The sequence below is a fragment of the Streptomyces sp. NPDC050703 genome (assembly GCF_040654435.1).
In the GTDB taxonomy this organism is placed as follows: Bacteria; Actinomycetota; Actinomycetes; order Streptomycetales; family Streptomycetaceae; genus Streptomyces.
The window spans coordinates 1-16052 of the sequence record NZ_JBFAHX010000044.1 but is presented as its reverse complement, the minus strand read 5'-3'; the positions used below and the strand labels follow the sequence as shown (position 1 = coordinate 16052).

The 16052-nt window shown below is 72.6% G+C and carries 18 protein-coding genes; 16 read left to right on the top strand and 2 right to left on the bottom strand.

Features of this window, described 5'->3' with window-relative positions:
• Positions 1 to 6: 6 nt before the first annotated feature.
• The 16 genes from AB0I16_RS29795 (at position 7) to AB0I16_RS29720 (ending at position 14975) form a co-directional block, all read left to right on the top strand.
• The gene (locus AB0I16_RS29795) at positions 7 to 1641 is read left to right on the top strand and encodes an acyl-CoA dehydrogenase family protein (protein ID WP_363252721.1); all 1635 of its coding nucleotides are present in this window, start codon (positions 7 to 9) and stop codon (positions 1639 to 1641) included.
• A 220-nt stretch (positions 1642 to 1861) separates the two neighbouring features.
• A complete protein-coding gene (locus AB0I16_RS29790; RefSeq protein ID WP_363252720.1) occupies positions 1862 to 3202 on the top strand; it encodes a GAF domain-containing protein in 1341 nt (446 codons plus the stop codon).
• Between the two features lie 23 nt (positions 3203 to 3225).
• The gene (locus tag AB0I16_RS29785) at positions 3226 to 3813 is read left to right on the top strand and encodes a GNAT family N-acetyltransferase (RefSeq protein WP_363252719.1); all 588 of its coding nucleotides are present in this window, start codon (positions 3226 to 3228) and stop codon (positions 3811 to 3813) included.
• Between the two features lie 112 nt (positions 3814 to 3925).
• The gene (locus AB0I16_RS29780) at positions 3926 to 4009 is read left to right on the top strand and encodes a putative leader peptide (protein ID WP_324611535.1); all 84 of its coding nucleotides are present in this window, start codon (positions 3926 to 3928) and stop codon (positions 4007 to 4009) included.
• Between the two features lie 136 nt (positions 4010 to 4145).
• Entirely contained in the window at positions 4146 to 5843 is a 1698-nt protein-coding gene (locus tag AB0I16_RS29775; RefSeq protein WP_363252718.1) for a nitrite/sulfite reductase, read from the top strand.
• The gene (locus tag AB0I16_RS29770; RefSeq protein WP_363252717.1) at positions 5840 to 6019 is read left to right on the top strand and encodes a hypothetical protein; all 180 of its coding nucleotides are present in this window, start codon (positions 5840 to 5842) and stop codon (positions 6017 to 6019) included. The genes AB0I16_RS29775 and AB0I16_RS29770 overlap by 4 nt, the downstream gene beginning before the upstream one ends.
• The gene (locus tag AB0I16_RS29765) at positions 6016 to 6732 is read left to right on the top strand and encodes a phosphoadenylyl-sulfate reductase (RefSeq protein WP_363252716.1); all 717 of its coding nucleotides are present in this window, start codon (positions 6016 to 6018) and stop codon (positions 6730 to 6732) included. Before AB0I16_RS29770 ends, AB0I16_RS29765 begins: the two co-directional genes overlap by 4 nt.
• Complete coding sequence (gene cysC, locus AB0I16_RS29760; protein WP_363252715.1) at positions 6729 to 7295, top strand: adenylyl-sulfate kinase; 567 nt, start codon at positions 6729 to 6731, stop codon at positions 7293 to 7295. The genes AB0I16_RS29765 and cysC overlap by 4 nt, the downstream gene beginning before the upstream one ends.
• On the top strand, positions 7292 to 8230 hold the full coding sequence (gene cysD, locus AB0I16_RS29755; protein WP_363252714.1) for a sulfate adenylyltransferase subunit CysD: 939 nt from the start codon (positions 7292 to 7294) through the stop codon (positions 8228 to 8230). Before cysC ends, cysD begins: the two co-directional genes overlap by 4 nt.
• A 2-nt stretch (positions 8231 to 8232) precedes the next feature.
• Complete coding sequence (locus AB0I16_RS29750; RefSeq protein WP_363252712.1) at positions 8233 to 9600, top strand: GTP-binding protein; 1368 nt, start codon at positions 8233 to 8235, stop codon at positions 9598 to 9600.
• A 263-nt stretch (positions 9601 to 9863) separates the two neighbouring features.
• Positions 9864 to 10991 (top strand): ABC transporter substrate-binding protein, encoded by a 1128-nt coding sequence (locus tag AB0I16_RS29745; protein ID WP_363252747.1) that lies wholly within the window; start codon positions 9864 to 9866, stop codon positions 10989 to 10991.
• Positions 10992 to 11036: 45 nt separating this feature from the next.
• Positions 11037 to 11828, top strand: a complete 792-nt coding sequence (locus tag AB0I16_RS29740; RefSeq protein ID WP_363252711.1) for an ABC transporter ATP-binding protein — start codon at positions 11037 to 11039, stop codon at positions 11826 to 11828.
• Positions 11815 to 12741, top strand: coding sequence for an ABC transporter permease (locus AB0I16_RS29735; RefSeq protein ID WP_363252710.1), 927 nt, complete (start codon positions 11815 to 11817; stop codon positions 12739 to 12741). The genes AB0I16_RS29740 and AB0I16_RS29735 overlap by 14 nt, the downstream gene beginning before the upstream one ends.
• Before the next feature lies 1 nt (position 12742).
• Entirely contained in the window at positions 12743 to 13507 is a 765-nt protein-coding gene (locus tag AB0I16_RS29730; RefSeq protein ID WP_363252709.1) for a sirohydrochlorin chelatase, read from the top strand.
• A gap of 11 nt (positions 13508 to 13518) precedes the next feature.
• Positions 13519 to 14376 carry a hypothetical protein gene (locus AB0I16_RS29725; RefSeq protein ID WP_363252708.1) on the top strand — a complete coding sequence of 286 codons (858 nt, stop codon included), beginning with the start codon at positions 13519 to 13521 and terminating at the stop codon, positions 14374 to 14376.
• Between the two features lie 86 nt (positions 14377 to 14462).
• Positions 14463 to 14975: a GNAT family N-acetyltransferase gene (locus AB0I16_RS29720; RefSeq protein ID WP_363252707.1), complete on the top strand. Its 513-nt coding sequence runs from the start codon at positions 14463 to 14465 to the stop codon at positions 14973 to 14975.
• Here AB0I16_RS29720 and AB0I16_RS29715 read toward each other — a convergent pair.
• Together AB0I16_RS29715 and AB0I16_RS29710 are read right to left on the bottom strand one after the other, a co-directional pair.
• A complete protein-coding gene (locus tag AB0I16_RS29715; RefSeq protein WP_363252706.1) occupies positions 14963 to 15340 on the bottom strand; it encodes a DUF4440 domain-containing protein in 378 nt (125 codons plus the stop codon). The genes AB0I16_RS29720 and AB0I16_RS29715 overlap by 13 nt on opposite strands.
• A complete protein-coding gene (locus AB0I16_RS29710) occupies positions 15333 to 15881 on the bottom strand; it encodes a DUF1697 domain-containing protein (RefSeq protein ID WP_363252746.1) in 549 nt (182 codons plus the stop codon). The genes AB0I16_RS29715 and AB0I16_RS29710 overlap by 8 nt, the downstream gene beginning before the upstream one ends.
• Positions 15882 to 16052 lie beyond the last annotated feature (171 nt).

Sequence of the window (16052 nt, the reverse complement as noted above, 5' to 3'; positions counted from 1 at the left end):
AGCGGCATGGCAGCCACCACCCACACAGTGACCAACCAGGCTCCGCCCCTGGTGGGATATGACGTATTCGCGTCGGACCGGGCCCTCGTGGAGGGCGTGGAGCGGCATCTGGACCCGGCGCTCATCGACACGGCCCGCGACGAGCTGTCGCTGCTCGGCCGCAGCGCGGGTTCGGCCCAGGCGCAGGAGTGGGGGGCGCTGGCCAACGAGAACCCTCCGGTGCTCCGCACGCACGACCGGTACGGCCACCGGATCGACGAGGTCGACTTCCACCCGTCCTGGCACCGCCTGCTCGGCAAGGCCGTCGGCGCGGGCCTGACCGCCGCCTGGGCGCGGCCCGGCGGGCATGTGCGCAGGGCCGCCGGGTTCCTGGTCTGGTCGCAGACCGAGAGCGGGCACGGCTGCCCGGTCTCCATGACGCACGCGGCGGTGCCCGCGCTCCGCGCCGACCCGGCGCTCGCCGCCGAGTGGGAGCCGCGCCTGACGTCGACCGTCTACGACCAGGGCCTGCGGCCCGCGGCGCAGAAGGCGGGGGCCGTCTTCGGGATGGGCATGACGGAGAAACAGGGCGGAAGCGACGTCAGGGCCAATACGACACGCGCGCGTGCCCTGGCCGAGGACGGCACGTACGAGCTGACGGGCCACAAGTGGTTCTGCTCGGCCCCGATGTCCGACGGCTTCCTGGTGCTCGCCCAGGCCGAGCAGGGGCTGACCTGCTTCCTCGTGCCGCGCGTCCTCCAGGACGGCACGCGCAACGTCTTCGCGATCCAGCGGCTGAAGGACAAACTGGGCAACAGGTCCAACGCCTCCGGCGAGGTCGAGTTCGACGGGACGTGGGCGCGCCGGGTCGGCGAGGAGGGGCGCGGGGTGCGCACCATCATCGAGATGGTCGCGGCGACCCGGCTCGACTGCGTGATCGGCTCGTCGGCCCTGATGCGGCAGGCCGTCGTGCAGGCGGTGCACCACGCCACGTACCGGGAGGCGTTCGGCGGCAGGCTCGTCGACAAGCCGCTGATGCGCAACGTCCTGGCCGATCTGGCCCTGGAGTCGGAGGCGGCGACGACGCTGGCGATGCGCCTGGCCGCCGCGTACGACGACGGGGGCGAGCAGGAGCGGGCGTTCCTGCGCCTCGCGGTGCCCGCGGCGAAGTACTGGGTGACCAAGCGGTGTACGCCGATGGTGGGCGAGGCCCTGGAGTGCCTGGGCGGCAACGGCTACGTCGAGGAGTCGGGCATGCCCCGGCTGCTGCGCGAGGCGCCCCTGAACTCCATCTGGGAGGGCTCGGGCAACGTCCAGGCACTCGACGTGCTGCGGGCGTTGCAGCGCGAGCCGTCGGCGCTGAACGCGTTCCTGACGGAGGTCGGGGCGGCGCGCGGCGCCGACCACCGCCTGGACGGCGCGATCAAGGACCTGCTGACGGAACTCGCCGACCTGACGGGCGCGGAGGCGCGGGCCCGGCGCCTGGTGGAGCGCATGGCGCTGGTGCTCCAGGGATCGCTGCTCGTGAGGTACGCGCCCGCCGAGGTCGCCGACGCGTTCTGCGCCTCGCGGCTCGGCGGCGACTGGGGCGCGGCCTTCGGCACGCTGCCGCACACCCTGGACCTGGCATCCGTGGTGGAGCGGGCCGCGGCCCGCCCGTAGCGCGGACTGACACGGGGGTGGTGCTGCGCCGACACGGCACCACCCCCGCACTTCAGGCCCCATAGGGAGCGTGAACACCGCACGGGCGGCGTTGCGTACAGACTCGTCCGGCGGCCGGGGCCGCGCCAGGGTTGCAGGAGGTTGCAACGCGCCGCGGTACCGGAGGTTGATTCATCGTCGAACCACCACGTGGCGGCGTGATCACGGGCACGATGAGGAGATGCCCCGGCACGCCGGTCCGGTACGAAGGGACTCCGTGGTGATGAACGCCCTCTCGACGATCGACCTCGCTCGCATCTCCGCCATGGACCGCCGGCACGCCGAGCGGCTCCTGATGGGCGTGCGCGACGCCACGCTCTCCGGACGGCGTCCACTCGTCCTGCCGCGGCCCGTGATCGGCGAGTCCTGGGTGCGCATGATGAGCGGCGGCATCGACCCCGACCGCGGACTCCAGTCGAGTCCGCTGGGCGAGGAGCAGCTGGAGCAGCGCAGGCGGGCCTCGCCACTGGCGGAGGTGCTGCCGGTGATGCGGCACGCCCTGGTGTCCGTGGCGGACGCCGCGCAGCACATCATGGTGGTCAGTGACGCGGACGGGCGGGTCCTGTGGCGCGAGGGCAACGCGGCCGTGCTCCGCCGCGCGGACGCGCTCGGCTTCGCTCCCGGCGCGGACTGGAGCGAGGACGTCATGGGCACCAACGGCGTCGGCACCCCGCTGGTGGTGCGGCGGCCCGTGCAGGTGTTCTCCGCGGAGCACTTCGTGCGCAGCCAGCACGCGTGGACGTGCACCGGGGCCCCGGTGACCGATCCGCGCGACGGCAGGCTGCTCGGCGTGGTCGACGTGAGCGGCCCGCTGCGGACCATGCACCCGGCGACGCTCGCCCTGGTCGACTCGGTCGCCAAGCTCGCGGAGGCGCGGCTGCGGGAGGGCCACGAGAGGTCGCTGAACCGGCTGCGGGCGGTGGCGGCCCCCCTCCTGGCCCGCCTCGGGGGGCGGGCGCTCGCGGTGGACGTGCACGGCTGGACCGCCGCCGTCACGGGGATGCCGCCCGAGGACCGCCTGGCCCTGCCCAAGTCGCTGATGGCGGGGCGTTCCTGGCTGCCCTCGCTGGGCGTGTGCCGGGTGGAGCCGCTGCCCGGCGGCTGGCTGCTGCGCCCGGAGGTCCCGGGGGGCGAGCCGGAGCCGCCGGTGGCCGCCCGGCTCGTCCTGGACGTCAGCGGGGCCCGCCGCTGGACGGTCTCGGCGCTCGGCGGCGTCCGCGACTGGACGCACGAACTGAGCCCCCGGCACGCCGAACTGCTGTACGTCCTGTCCACGCACCCCAAGGGCCGCAGCGCCGCGGACCTGGCCCGCGACATCTTCGGCGACCCCGCCCGCACGGTGACGGTCCGCGCCGAGCTCTCGCGCGTCCGCCGGTATCTGGGCGCGCTCCTGGAACACCGCCCCTACCGCTTCTCCGAGGACGTCCGGGTCGATGTGGTCCTGCCGGACGACCCGGCCGCCCTCCTGCCGCACTCGACCGCGCCCGCCGTGCGCCGGGCACGCGGCGTGGCGGGTCCGTGAGCACCCGTGATTCGCTGGGCCCCATGAGTCTCACTGTCACCACCTGGTCGCTGGAGCAGACCTCCCCGCGCGACCTGCTGCCCGCCGCCGCACCCGAGGGCGACGTGCGCGTCGTGCGCGCGGAAGTGCCCTCGCCCGAGTTCAGCCGCTTCCTGTACGCCTCCGTCGGCGGGGACATCCGCTGGACGGACCGGCTGCCCCTGACCTACGCCGAGTGGGAGAAGCTGCTCGGCCGGCCCGGGGTGGAGACGTGGGTGGCGTACGACAGGGGCACTCCCGCCGGGTACGTCGAGCTGGCGGCGCGCGGCGAGAGCGGTGACGGGCCGGAGGGCGTCGTCGAGATCGTCTACTTCGGTCTCCTCCCCGCCTTCCGGGGCCGCGGGATCGGCGGCCACCTGCTCTCCGTGGGGGTGGCGCGCGCCTGGGACCTGGCGGAGCGGTGGCCGGGGCTCGCGCCGACCGAGCGGGTCTGGCTGCACACGTGCTCCAAGGACGGCGAGCACGCCATGGACAACTACCTGCGGCGCGGGTTCCGCCTGTTCGACACCAAGGTCGAAGAGGAGCCGGACGTGCCGAATCCGGGGCCGTGGCCCGGGGCCGCGCGGGACTGAACCAGCCGGCTCGCATGTGACCGACGACACCCTTGTCCACGATACGGGACAAGGGTGTCCACATTCTGGATAATGCTGGACTGGGCCGAAAGTCCCGTGACACGCTTCCGTCATGGATCGCACTGGAACTGCCTTGGTGAGTCGACGTCACGTCGACCTCGGCCGCATGTCCAGCGCCATGTGTCCGGCCTGCTGATCGACTCAGCACCGCCGCACTTCCGATCGCCGGTCTTCCCTGACTTTCTCCCTGCGCAGCGCCGCGCGCACTTTTCGCATGTGCCGATTTCCGCAGGTCAGAGCCGCATTCCCGCTGCCCGAAGGACGATATTTCCATGCCCGCCACGCCAGAGAAGCCCGCCCCAGCCACGCCCCGCCGCAAGGCGAGCCGTCACCGCGGCGAGGGCCAGTGGGCCGTGGGCCACTTCACGCCGCTCAATGGGAACGAGCAGTTCAAGAAGGACGACGACGGTCTCAATGTGCGGACACGCATTGAGACGGTCTACGCGAAGCGCGGCTTCGACTCCATCGACCCGAACGACCTGCGCGGGCGCATGCGTTGGTGGGGCCTCTACACCCAGCGCAAGCCCGGGATCGACGGCGGCAAGACCGCGGTCCTCGCCCCGGAGGAGCTGGACGACGAGTACTTCATGCTGCGCGTCCGCGTGGACGGCGGGCGGCTGACCACCGAGCAGCTGCGCGTCATCGGCGAGATCTCCGAGGAGTTCGCGCGCGGCACCGCCGACCTCACCGACCGGCAGAACGTCCAGTACCACTGGATTCGCATCGAGGACGTGCCCGAGATCTGGCGGCGGCTCGAAGCCGTGGGGCTCCAGACGACCGAGGCCTGCGGCGACACCCCGCGCGTCATCCTCGGCTCCCCCGTGGCGGGCGTCGCCGAGAACGAGATCATCGACGGCTCCCCCGCCATCGACGAGATCCAGCGCCGCTTCATCGGCAACCCCGAGTTCTCCAACCTGCCGCGCAAGTTCAAGACGGCGATCTCCGGCTCCCCGCAGCTCGACGTGGCGCACGAGATCAACGACGTCGCCTTCGTCGGCGTCCACCACCCCGAGCACGGCCCCGGCTTCGACCTCTGGGTCGGCGGCGGCCTCTCCACCAACCCGAAGCTCGGCGTGCGCCTGGGCGCCTGGGTGGCCCTCGACGACGTACCGGACGTGTTCGCCGGTGTCATCGGCATCTTCCGCGACTACGGCTACCGCAGGCTCAGGAACCGCGCCCGCCTGAAGTTCCTCGTCGCCGACTGGGGCCCGGAGAAGTTCCGCCAGGTCCTTGAGGACGAGTACCTGAAGCGGAAGCTCGCCGACGGACCCGCGCCCGAGCAGCCCGCGGGCGTCTGGCGCGACCACCTCGGCGTGCACCGGCAGAAGGACGGCCGCTTCTACGTGGGCTTCGCCCCGCGCGTCGGACGCGTGGACGGCGCCACCCTCACGAAGATCGCCGACGTCGCCGAGGCCCACGGCTCCGGCCGCCTGCGCACCACCGCCGAGCAGAAGATGATCGTGCTCGACGTCGAGCAGGAGCAGGTGGACTCGCTCGTCACCGCGCTCGAAGCCCTCGACCTGCGGGTCAACGCCTCGCCGTTCCGGCGCGGCACCATGGCCTGCACCGGCATCGAGTTCTGCAAGCTCGCCATCGTCGAGACCAAGGCGCGCGGCGCCTCGCTCATCGACGAACTGGAGCGCCGCGTCCCGGAGTTCGACGAGCCGATCACCATCAACCTCAACGGCTGCCCGAACGCCTGCGCCCGCATCCAGGTCGCCGACATCGGCCTCAAGGGCCAGCTGGTCCTGGACGACGACGGCAACCAGGTCGAGGGCTACCAGGTGCACCTGGGCGGCGCCCTCGGGCTCGACGCCGGGTTCGGCCGCAAGGTCCGCGGCCTGAAGGTCACCGCCGACGAGCTGCCCGACTACGTGGAGCGGCTCCTCAAGCGCTTCCAGGCCGAGCGCGAGGACGGCGAGCGGTTCGCCACGTGGGCCGCCCGCGCCGGCGAGGAGGCCCTCACGTGAGCGAGCGCGCGGCTCCCTTCCACTGCCCCTACTGCGGCGACGAGGACCTGCGCCCGAACGAGACGGGACACGGCGCGTGGGAGTGCGGGGCCTGCAACCGGGCCTTCCAGCTGAAGTTCCTCGGGCTGCTCGCCCGGGGCGTCCAGCGCACCGACGGCGGAGGGGAACAGATATGACGACCGCTCAGGCCCACGCGGCCCGTACGGACGACGAGCTGAAGGCGCTCGCCGAGCAGGCCGGACGCGACCTGGAGGACGCCTCCGCCCTGGAGATCCTGACCTGGGCCGCCGAGACCTTCGGGCCCCGGTTCTGCGTGACCTCCTCCATGGAGGACGCCGTCGTCGCCCACCTCGCCTCACGGGCCATGCCCGGCGTGGACGTCGTCTTCCTCGACACCGGCTACCACTTCCCCGAGACCATCGGCACCCGCGACGCCGTCGAGGCCGTGATGGACGTCAACGTCATCACCCTCACGCCCCGGCAGACCGTGGCCGAGCAGGACGCCGAGTACGGCCCGGAGCTGCACGGCCGCGACCCCGACCTGTGCTGCAAGCTCCGCAAGGTCCAGCCCCTCGAAGAGGGCCTGACCGGATACGCCGCCTGGGCGACCGGGCTGCGCCGCGACGAGTCGCCGACCCGCGCGAACACCCCGGTCGTCGGCTGGGACGAGAAGCGGCGGAAGGTCAAGGTCTCGCCGATCGCCCGCTGGACGCAGGACGACGTCGACGCGTACGTGAACGAGCACGGCGTCCTCACCAACCCCCTCCTGATGGACGGCTACGGCTCGGTGGGCTGCGCGCCCTGCACCCGCCGCCTGCTTGAGGGAGAGGACGCGCGGGCGGGACGCTGGTCGGGCAACGCCAAGACCGAGTGCGGTATCCACGGATGACCGCGGGACAGCAGATTCAGGAGAGTGACGTGACCGGAGCCACCGTCTGGCTCACCGGCCTGCCCAGCGCCGGCAAGACCACCATCGCGTACGAGCTGGCGGGACTGCTGCGCGCCCGGGGCCGCCGCGTCGAGGTGCTCGACGGCGACGAGATCCGCGAGTTCCTCTCGGCGGGCCTCGGCTTCAGCCGCGAGGACCGGCACACCAACGTGCAGCGCATCGGCTTCGTCGCCGAACTCCTCGCCCGCAACGGCGTCCTGACGCTCGTCCCGGTCATCGCGCCGTTCGCGGACAGCCGCGAGGCGGTGCGCAAGCGCCACCAGGCGGGCGGCACCCCGTACATCGAGGTGCACGTCGCGACGCCGGTCGACGTCTGCTCCGTACGCGATGTGAAGGGCCTGTACGCCAAGCAGGCCGCGGGCGAGATCTCCGGGCTCACCGGGGTCGACGACCCCTACGAGGAGCCCGAATCGCCCGACCTGCGCATCGAGTCGCAGGACCAGACGGTGCGGGAGTCCGCCGCGGCCCTGCACGCTCTGCTCACCGAAAGGGGTCTGGCATGACCACCGTGGCCACCGTGACCGACGAGGGCACCGACAGCCCCTACGCGCTCAGCCACCTGGACGCCCTGGAGTCCGAGGCGGTGCACATCTTCCGCGAGGTGGCGGGCGAGTTCGAGCGGCCGGTGATCCTCTTCTCCGGCGGCAAGGACTCGATCCTGATGCTGCACCTCGCGCTGAAGGCGTTCGCGCCCGCCGCCGTCCCCTTCTCGCTGCTGCACGTGGACACCGGGCACAACTTCCCCGAGGTCATCGAGTACCGCGACCGTGTGGTGGCCGAGCACGGGCTGCGGCTGCACGTCGCCTCCGTGCAGGAGTACATCGACGCGGGCAAGCTGCGCGAGCGCCCCGACGGCACCCGCAACCCGCTCCAGACCGTGCCGCTCACCGAGAAGATCCAGAGCGAGCGGTTCGACGCGGTCTTCGGCGGCGGGCGCCGCGACGAGGAGAAGGCGCGCGCCAAGGAGCGGGTGTTCTCGCTGCGCGACGAGTTCTCGCAGTGGGACCCGCGCCGCCAGCGCCCCGAGCTGTGGCAGCTCTACAACGGCCGGCACGCCCCCGGCGAGCACGTGCGCGTCTTCCCGCTCTCCAACTGGACCGAGCTGGACGTCTGGCAGTACATCGCCCGCGAGGACATCGAGCTGCCGCAGATCTACTTCGCGCACGAACGCGAGGTCTTCGCGCGGTCCGGCATGTGGCTGACCGCGGGCGACTGGGGCGGCCCGAAGGACGGCGAGACCGTCCAGAAGAGGCTGGTGCGCTACCGCACGGTCGGCGACATGTCCTGCACCGGCGCCGTCGACTCCGACGCGACGACGCTGGACGCCGTCATCGCCGAGATCGCCGCGTCCCGCCTCACCGAGCGCGGGGCGACACGGGCCGACGACAAGCTCTCCGAGGCCGCGATGGAAGACCGCAAGCGCGAGGGGTACTTCTAACCATGGGCAACACCACCGCCGTGACCGAGCAGTTCGCCGACCTGTCGGCCACGACCCTGCTGCGGTTCGCCACCGCCGGTTCCGTCGACGACGGCAAGTCCACCCTGGTGGGCCGGCTCCTGCACGACTCCAAGTCGGTCCTCACCGACCAGCTCGAAGCCGTCGAGCGCGCCTCGGCCAGCCGCGGGGCCGACGCCCCCGACCTGGCGCTGCTCACCGACGGCCTGCGCGCCGAGCGCGAGCAGGGCATCACCATCGACGTGGCCTACCGCTACTTCGCGACCCCCAGGCGCCGTTTCATCCTCGCCGACACCCCGGGGCACGTGCAGTACACGCGGAACATGGTCACCGGCGCCTCGACGGCCGACCTCGCCGTGGTCCTCGTCGACGCCCGCAACGGCGTCATCGAGCAGACCCGCAGGCACGCCGCGGTCGCCGCGCTCCTGCGCGTCCCGCACGTCGTGCTCGCCGTGAACAAGATGGACCTGGTCGCCTACGACGAGAAGGTCTTCGCCCGGATCGCCGAGGAGTTCACCGCGTACGCCGGAGAGCTGGGCGTCCCGGAAATCACCGCCATCCCGATCTCCGCGCTGGCCGGTGACAATGTCGTCGAGCCGTCCTCCCACATGGACTGGTACGGCGGCCCGACCGTCCTCGAACACCTGGAGACGGTCCCGGTCAGCCACGACCTGGCGAGCTGCCACGCCCGGCTCCCCGTGCAGTACGTGATCCGCCCGCAGACCGCCGAGCACCCCGACTACCGCGGCTACGCGGGCCAGATCGCGGCCGGCACCTTCCGCGTGGGCGAGTCGGTGACGGTCCTGCCGTCGGGCCGCAGCTCGAAGATCGCCGGGATCGACCTGCTCGGCAAGCCGGTGGACGTGGCGTGGACGCCGCAGTCCATCACGCTGCTCCTGGAGGACGACATCGACATCGCGCGCGGCGACCTGATCGTGCCGAGCGCGGACGTGCCGCCGTCCACGCAGGACATCGGGGCCACCGTCTGCCACGTCGCGGACGCGCCGCTGAGCGTCGGCCAGCGGGTGCTGCTCAAGCACACCACCCGCACGGTCAAGGCGATCGTCAAGGAGATCCCCTCCCGGCTCACCCTCGACGACCTCTCCCAGCACCCGGACCCCGGCCGACTGGTCGCCAACGACATCGGGCGCGTCCTGGTGCGCACCGCCGAGCCGCTCGCGCTCGACGCGTACGCGGACTCGCGGCGCACCGGATCGTTCCTGCTGATCGACCCCGCGGACGGCACGACGCTCGCGGCCGGCATGGCGGGCACCGCCTTCGCCGCGCCCGACTCCACCGGGGCCGGGGTGTCCGCCGCGGACCCGGCGGACGACGAGGGCTGGGACTTCTGACCATGCCTCACGTCGACGTGTTCGCGACGTTCGCGAAGGAGGGCGGCCGCATCGGCAGCGGCGCCCCCGGCGGAGGGTCCCCCCGAACGGAGTTCGGGGGAGGCCAGGGGGGCGTGGCCCGATGTGCGCGATGACGTACGCGCACCGCTCGCGCGCCCACCGCACCGCCCTGCGAAGACAGATACCGCCGAGATCCCCGGCCGCGCCCTGACGGCGTGAGCGCCGGGCCGACGAGAGGAACCCCTCCCGTGCCAGCCCGCCCCATCCCCCACGCCGCAGGACACCGCCGCGCCACGGGCCACCGCACCCGCGCCGCCCTCGCCGCCCTGCCCCTGCTCGCCCTCGCCCTGACCGCCTGCGGCTACGGCTCGCAGACGGACGAGGGGGGCGGCCCGGCGAAGATAGCCGCGGGCGCGAAGAAGATCGAAGGACTGGACAGCGTGCGGATCGGGTACTTCCCGAACCTCACCCACGCCACCGCACTCGTCGGCAACCGCGAAGGCGTCCTCCAGAAGGAGCTGGGCGGCACCGAGGCGAAGTACTCCCAGTTCAACGCCGGTCCCTCGGAGATCGAGGCGCTGAACGCGGGCTCGATCGACATCGGCTGGATCGGCCCCTCGCCGGCCATCAACGGCTACACCAAGTCGCGGGGCGAGAACCTGCGCATCATCGGCGGCTCCGCATCCGGCGGCGTGAAGCTCGTGGTGAACCCCGAGAAGATCAAGACCGAGAGTGACGTCAGGGGCAAGAAGATCGCGACGCCGCAGCTCGGCAACACCCAGGACGTGGCCTTCCTCCACTGGATCGCGGAGAAGGGCTGGAAGGTCGACGCGCAGAGCGGCAAGGGCGACGTCTCCGTGGTCCGTACGGACAACAAGATCACCCCGGATGCCTACAAGTCGGGCTCGATCGACGGCGCCTGGGTGCCCGAGCCGACCGCCTCCAAGCTGGTCGCCGAGGGCGGCAAGGTCCTCGTCGACGAGGCCGACCTGTGGCCGGACAAGAAGTTCGTGATCACGAACATCATCGTGCGGCAGGAGTTCCTGGAGAAGCACCCGAAGGTCGTCGAAGCCGTCCTGCGCGGCTCGGTGAAGACCAACGCCTTCATCCAGGAGAACCCGGCCAAGGCCAAGGCCGCCGCCAACGCCCAGCTCAAGGCGGACTCCGGCAAGGCGCTGCCCCCCGAGGTGCTCGACCCGGCCTGGAAGTCCATCCGGGCCACCGACGACCCGCTGGCCGCCACGCTCGACGCCGAGGCGGACCACGCGGTCGACGCGGGGCTCCTGGAGAAGCCCGACCTCAAGGGCATCTACGACCTCGGTCCGCTGAACAAGGTCCTCAAGGCCGCGGGTGAGTCCCCGGTCGACGACGCCGGCCTCGGCGTCGAGTAAGCACCGAAGACGACCGGTTCCCTCGATTCCCTGGAGGTGACGACCATGGCGACCACCCTCGCCACGGCCGCGGATGACACCCGCACCGCGGCCACCCACGCCGCCCGCATCGAGCACGTCTCCAAGCGGTTCGACGGGCCCGCGGGGCCCCAGCTCGTCCTCGACGACATCACCCTCGATGTCGCGCCCGGCGAGTTCGTGACCCTGCTCGGCGCCTCGGGCTGCGGCAAGTCGACGCTGCTCAACCTCGTGGCCGGGCTCGACAGGCCCTCGGCAGGGGCCATCACGACCGACGGCCGCCCGGCCCTGATGTTCCAGGAGCACGCCCTCTTCCCGTGGCTGACCGCGGGCAAGAACATCGAGCTGGCCCTGAAGCTGCGCGGCGTTCCGAAGGCGGAGCGCCGCCCGCGCGCCGACGAACTGCTCGAACTCGTCCGCCTGCAGGGGGCGTACGGCAAGCGGGTGCACGAGCTGTCCGGCGGCATGCGCCAGCGCGTGGCCCTGGCCCGCGCGCTCGCCCAGGACAGCCGGCTGCTGCTCATGGACGAGCCGTTCGCCGCCCTCGACGCCATCACGCGCGACGTGCTGCACGACGAGCTGACCCGTGTCTGGCGCGAGACGAACGTCTCCGTCCTCTTCGTCACGCACAACGTCCGCGAGGCCGTGCGCCTCGCCCAGCGCGTCGTGCTCCTCTCGTCGCGCCCCGGCCGGGTGGCGCACGAGTGGCGGGTCGACATCCCCCACCCGCGCCGCATCGAGGACTCCGCCGTGGCGGAACTCTCGCTGGAGATCACCGAACAACTGCGTGGGGAGATCCGCCGCCATGGCCAGCACTGAGACGACCGGCCTCGCCAAGACGACCGGCGTCACCAAGACCGCCGGCGACGGCCAGGACCTCGCGGGTCTTGAGGCGGGGCTCGACGCCCTGGAGTCCCAGGCGGGCCCGGCCCGCACCCCGGTGCGCCAGGTCCTCGTACAGAAGGTGCTGCCGCCGCTCTCCGCGGTCCTGCTCGTCCTGGTGGTCTGGCAGGCGCTGGTCTCCTTCGAGATCGTGGACGACCCGAGCAAGCTGCCCGCGCCCTCCGCGGTCTGGGACGAGGTCCACGCGGCCTGGCTCCGGGGCACGCTCCTCGACTACATCTGGACGTCCGTCTCGCGCGGTCTCCTCGGCTTCCTGCTCGCCCTCGTGATCGGCACACCGCTCGGTCTGATCGTGGCCAGGGTGCGGTTCGTCAGGGCGGCCATCGGCCCGATCCTCTCCGGCCTCCAGTCGCTGCCCTCGGTGGCGTGGGTGCCGCCCGCCGTGCTCTGGCTGGGCCTGGAGAACAGCATGATGTACGCGGTCATCCTGCTCGGCGCCGTCCCCTCGATCGCCAACGGCCTGGTCTCCGGCGTCGACCAGGTGCCCCCGCTGTTCCTGCGCGCGGGCCGCACGCTCGGCGCGAAGGGACTGCGGCACACCTGGCACATCGTGCTCCCCGCCGCGCTGCCCGGCTATCTCGCGGGCCTCAAGCAGGGCTGGGCGTTCTCCTGGCGTTCGCTGATGGCCGCCGAGATCATCGCGTCGTCGCCCGAGCTCGGCGTCGGCCTCGGCCAGCTCCTGGAGAACGGCCGCAACGCCAGCTCGATGCCCATGATCTTCCTGGCCATCCTGCTCATCCTCATCGTCGGCATCGCCATCGACCTGCTCATCTTCAGTCCCCTTGAGCGGCGGGTCCTGCGCGGTCGCGGCCTCCTGGTGAAGAGCTGACATGCACCGGCCCGTGCTGCTCGTCATCGCCCACGGCAGCCGCGACCCGCGGCACGCCGAAACCGTCCACGCGCTGGTGCGCCGGGTGCGGTCGCTGCGCCCGGGGCTACGGGTGGAGACGGCGTTCCTCGACTTCGACGCGGCCACGGTCCCCCGCGTCCTGGAACGCCTGGCGGCCGAGGGCGTGCGCGACGTCGTGGCGCTCCCGCTGCTGCTGACGCGCGCCTTCCACGCCAAGGCCGACATCCCGGCCGTCCTGCGCGGGGCCCCGGCCTGCCTGCGCATCCGCACGGCGGCGGTCCTCGGCCCGTCCCCGCTGCTGATGGCCGCACTGGAGCTGCGACTCCACGAGGCGGGGCTCGACCCCGCCGACAAGTCCTCGACCGGGGTCGTGCTGGCCTCGGCGGGGTCCTCCGACCCGGAGGCGATCGCAGTGATCGCTGACATCGCGCGGGAGTGGCGGCACACCGGTTGGTGCGCCGTGCGGCCTGCGTTCGCCTCCGCTCCCCTGCCGCGCACGGAGGACGCCGTGCGCGCGCTGCGGGCCGAGCCGGGGGTGCGGCGGGTGGCCGTCGCCCCGTACGTCATCGCCCCCGGTTTCCTGCCGGACCGCATCGCGCGCGGCGCCGCGGACGCGGACGTCCTCGCGGACGTCCTCGGCCCCGCGCCGACGGTGGCCCGGCTGCTCGTGCGGCGCTATGACGAGGCGCATCTTTCCGGCACCGGCCCGGCGGCTCCTCTGGCGCGGACACCCGCACTGGCCTAGCTTGTGGATTCATGACCCCGAGCCGATCCCGCACGCTGTGGCTGCGGACCGAACCCCTGCACGCGGTGATCTACTTCGAGGAGCACTGCCGCGGCCTCGGCCGCGCCGTGGGTCTCAAGGGCTTCTGGATGGGGTACTTCGCCGGCCGCACCGCCCCGATGGGCCGGGTGGGGCCCGGCGTCGCCGCCGCGGCCCTCGGGGTCTTCGCGCCCGGCATGGTCGAGCGTGCCCTGCCGTCGGCCTGGGAGTACGTGTCGCCGGACCGCGTCGTCGAGGAGCGGGCCCGGCACGCGGCGCGGGCGCTGCGGCACCTCGTGCCCGACGTCGAGAGGCTGGCGGCCACGGTCAACGCGCCCCTGGCCGCCGCCGTCGCGGACGCGCCGCCGCTCGCCCGCCCCCTGTTCGCCGCCAACCGCGCCCTCGCCGACCGCGCCGACCCGGTCGAGGAGCTCTGGCAACTGGCGACCTGCGTACGGGAGTTCCGCGGCGACGCCCATGTGGCGGTCCTCGCCGACCACGGCCTGGACGCCCGCGAGGCGCTGGCGCTCGCCGCCGTCACCGGCCGGGTGGACGCGGGCGGCATCCGGCAGGCCAGGGGCTGGTCCGAGGAGGAGTGGGCGGCCTCCGTGGACCGGCTGCGGGGCCGGGGCCTGATCGACGGCTCGGGCCGGGTCACCGACCGCGGGCTCACGGAGCGCGAGCAGGTGGAGGACGACACGGACCGCCTCTCGGGGCACCTCCTGCGTCCCCTCACGAGGACGACGACGGACGCCCTGCTGGCCGCCCTGCTCCCGGCCGCCCGCTCCGTCCTCGACTCCGGCATCCTCCCCTTCCCCAACCCCATCGGCCTGCCGCGCGCGTCGGGCTAGCGGGCCCGCGGGCCGACCGGAAACGGCCCGCCGTGGCCGGTCGAAATCCCTTGCTCCCCGGACCCGGGCCCCCTAGCGTCTCGCGGATGACACCCGAACTGCGGTCCGAACGCCTGACGCTCACCGCCTACGTCGCCTCCGACGAGACGCACTTCGTGGCGCTGTTCCAGGACGAGGCGGTGGGCCGCTGGTTCGGTGAGGGCGTGCAGAGCGCCGCCGAGGACCGCGCGCTCTTCGGCCGGATATTCAGCCTCGTCTACGCCGAGGAGCGCTTCCCGGTCTGGGCCGTGCGGTACGAGGGCCGCTACGTCGGCCACGCCGAGATCAAGCCCTCCCCCGAGAGCTGGCTCGACGGCCACGAGATCGTGTACGGCCTGACCAGGGAGAGCTGGGGCCTCGGGCTCGGCACCGAACTGGCGCGGCTGCTCACCTCGTACGGCCACGAGACGCTGGGGCTCGCCGAGGTGCACGCGACCGTGGACGCGGAGAACACCGCCTCGCTCGCCGTCCTCAAGCGCCTCGGCTACACCCAGGGCCGCGAGGTCACCGAGGACAACGGCAGGACCACCCTGCTCCTCACCTCGCGTCAGCCGCTCTGAGCGGAGTCGAAGGGCGTCCCCTGGTGGAACCAGAGCCGCCAGCCGTCGTCCGTGCGCCGCCACAGCGAGCTGCGGTGGGCCCTGTGGCCGTTGCGGTCCGTGTCGAAGGTCAGGTGCACCAGGTCGTCGGCGAGCTGTACGCCCCGCATGCCGGACGTGGTGGTGGGGCTGGTGCCCGGATCGGGACGGGCCGTGAGGACGCCCACGATCGACGCCCGGTCCCAGCGCTTCCCCGACGCCCCGATCTCGGTGAACTCCGGGTGCAGCAGGGCCCCGAACAGCTCGGGCGACGCGCGTACCTCGGGGTCGAGGAGGTGCAGTTCGCCGTCGATGGCGGCGTCGACGGCGGGGTTGCGCTCAGTCACGGGTCATCTCCACGAGCCGGGTGACGGTGTTCCAGTTGCGGGTGGTGGCGACGAGGCCCCTCGTCACGCCGGGTCTCGCGAGCCGCTCGGCGAGCCTGGAGCGGCCGAGGCCGTCGGGCGCGTAGAGATAGAGGGCGCGGTCGCCGAGCCCGAAGTCCTCGGGCGCGTACGCCGGCCGGTCGACGGCGGCGAACCTGTCCGCGTCGACCGGCGCGGAGAAGTAGGTGACGTGGAGCTGCTTGGGCGCCAGTCCGGCGGCCGGGAAGGGGCAGGCGTCGGCCACCGCCCGCAGATAGGCGCCGTCGCGCACCAGGACGTCCGCGGCGAAGCCGAAGTGCTCCTCGACGGCCGTCCGCAGCCCGGCGGCGAGCGAGTCCTCGTCGTCCCCGGCCGCCGTGAACACGGCGTTGCCGCTCTGCAGGTACGTCCGTACTCCGCCGTGCCCGAGCCCCTCGATGAGCGTGCGCAGCTCGGCCATCGGCACCTTCTTGTGGCCGCTCACGTTGATGCCGCGCAGGAGTGCCGCGTATGTCTTGGTCACCATGCGCACACGATAGACACGCGGCGGGGAGGGCGCCCGCACGGCGGAGCGGTCGCCGTGCCCCGTGGGGGTGGGCCACGCGCTGGCCTCCGAAGAGAGCGGCCGCAGCGTCGGCATCCTCGCCGACCTTCAAGGCCCGAAGATCCGCCTCGGCCGCTTCCACGAAGGCCC

Coding starts and splice junctions, on each gene's coding strand:
- AB0I16_RS29735 (WP_363252710.1), top strand. CDS start 11,815: ATGGCCAGCACTGAGACGACCGGCCTCGCCAAGACGACCGGCGTCACC.
- AB0I16_RS29765 (WP_363252716.1), top strand. CDS start 6,016: ATGACGACCGCTCAGGCCCACGCGGCCCGTACGGACGACGAGCTGAAG.
- AB0I16_RS29795 (WP_363252721.1), top strand. CDS start 7: ATGGCAGCCACCACCCACACAGTGACCAACCAGGCTCCGCCCCTGGTG.
- cysC (WP_363252715.1), top strand. CDS start 6,729: ATGACCGCGGGACAGCAGATTCAGGAGAGTGACGTGACCGGAGCCACC.
- AB0I16_RS29720 (WP_363252707.1), top strand. CDS start 14,463: ATGACACCCGAACTGCGGTCCGAACGCCTGACGCTCACCGCCTACGTC.
- AB0I16_RS29725 (WP_363252708.1), top strand. CDS start 13,519: ATGACCCCGAGCCGATCCCGCACGCTGTGGCTGCGGACCGAACCCCTG.
- AB0I16_RS29740 (WP_363252711.1), top strand. CDS start 11,037: ATGGCGACCACCCTCGCCACGGCCGCGGATGACACCCGCACCGCGGCC.
- AB0I16_RS29775 (WP_363252718.1), top strand. CDS start 4,146: ATGCCCGCCACGCCAGAGAAGCCCGCCCCAGCCACGCCCCGCCGCAAG.
- AB0I16_RS29780 (WP_324611535.1), top strand. CDS start 3,926: ATGGATCGCACTGGAACTGCCTTGGTGAGTCGACGTCACGTCGACCTC.
- AB0I16_RS29750 (WP_363252712.1), top strand. CDS start 8,233: ATGGGCAACACCACCGCCGTGACCGAGCAGTTCGCCGACCTGTCGGCC.
- AB0I16_RS29790 (WP_363252720.1), top strand. CDS start 1,862: ATGCCCCGGCACGCCGGTCCGGTACGAAGGGACTCCGTGGTGATGAAC.
- AB0I16_RS29730 (WP_363252709.1), top strand. CDS start 12,743: ATGCACCGGCCCGTGCTGCTCGTCATCGCCCACGGCAGCCGCGACCCG.
- cysD (WP_363252714.1), top strand. CDS start 7,292: ATGACCACCGTGGCCACCGTGACCGACGAGGGCACCGACAGCCCCTAC.
- AB0I16_RS29785 (WP_363252719.1), top strand. CDS start 3,226: ATGAGTCTCACTGTCACCACCTGGTCGCTGGAGCAGACCTCCCCGCGC.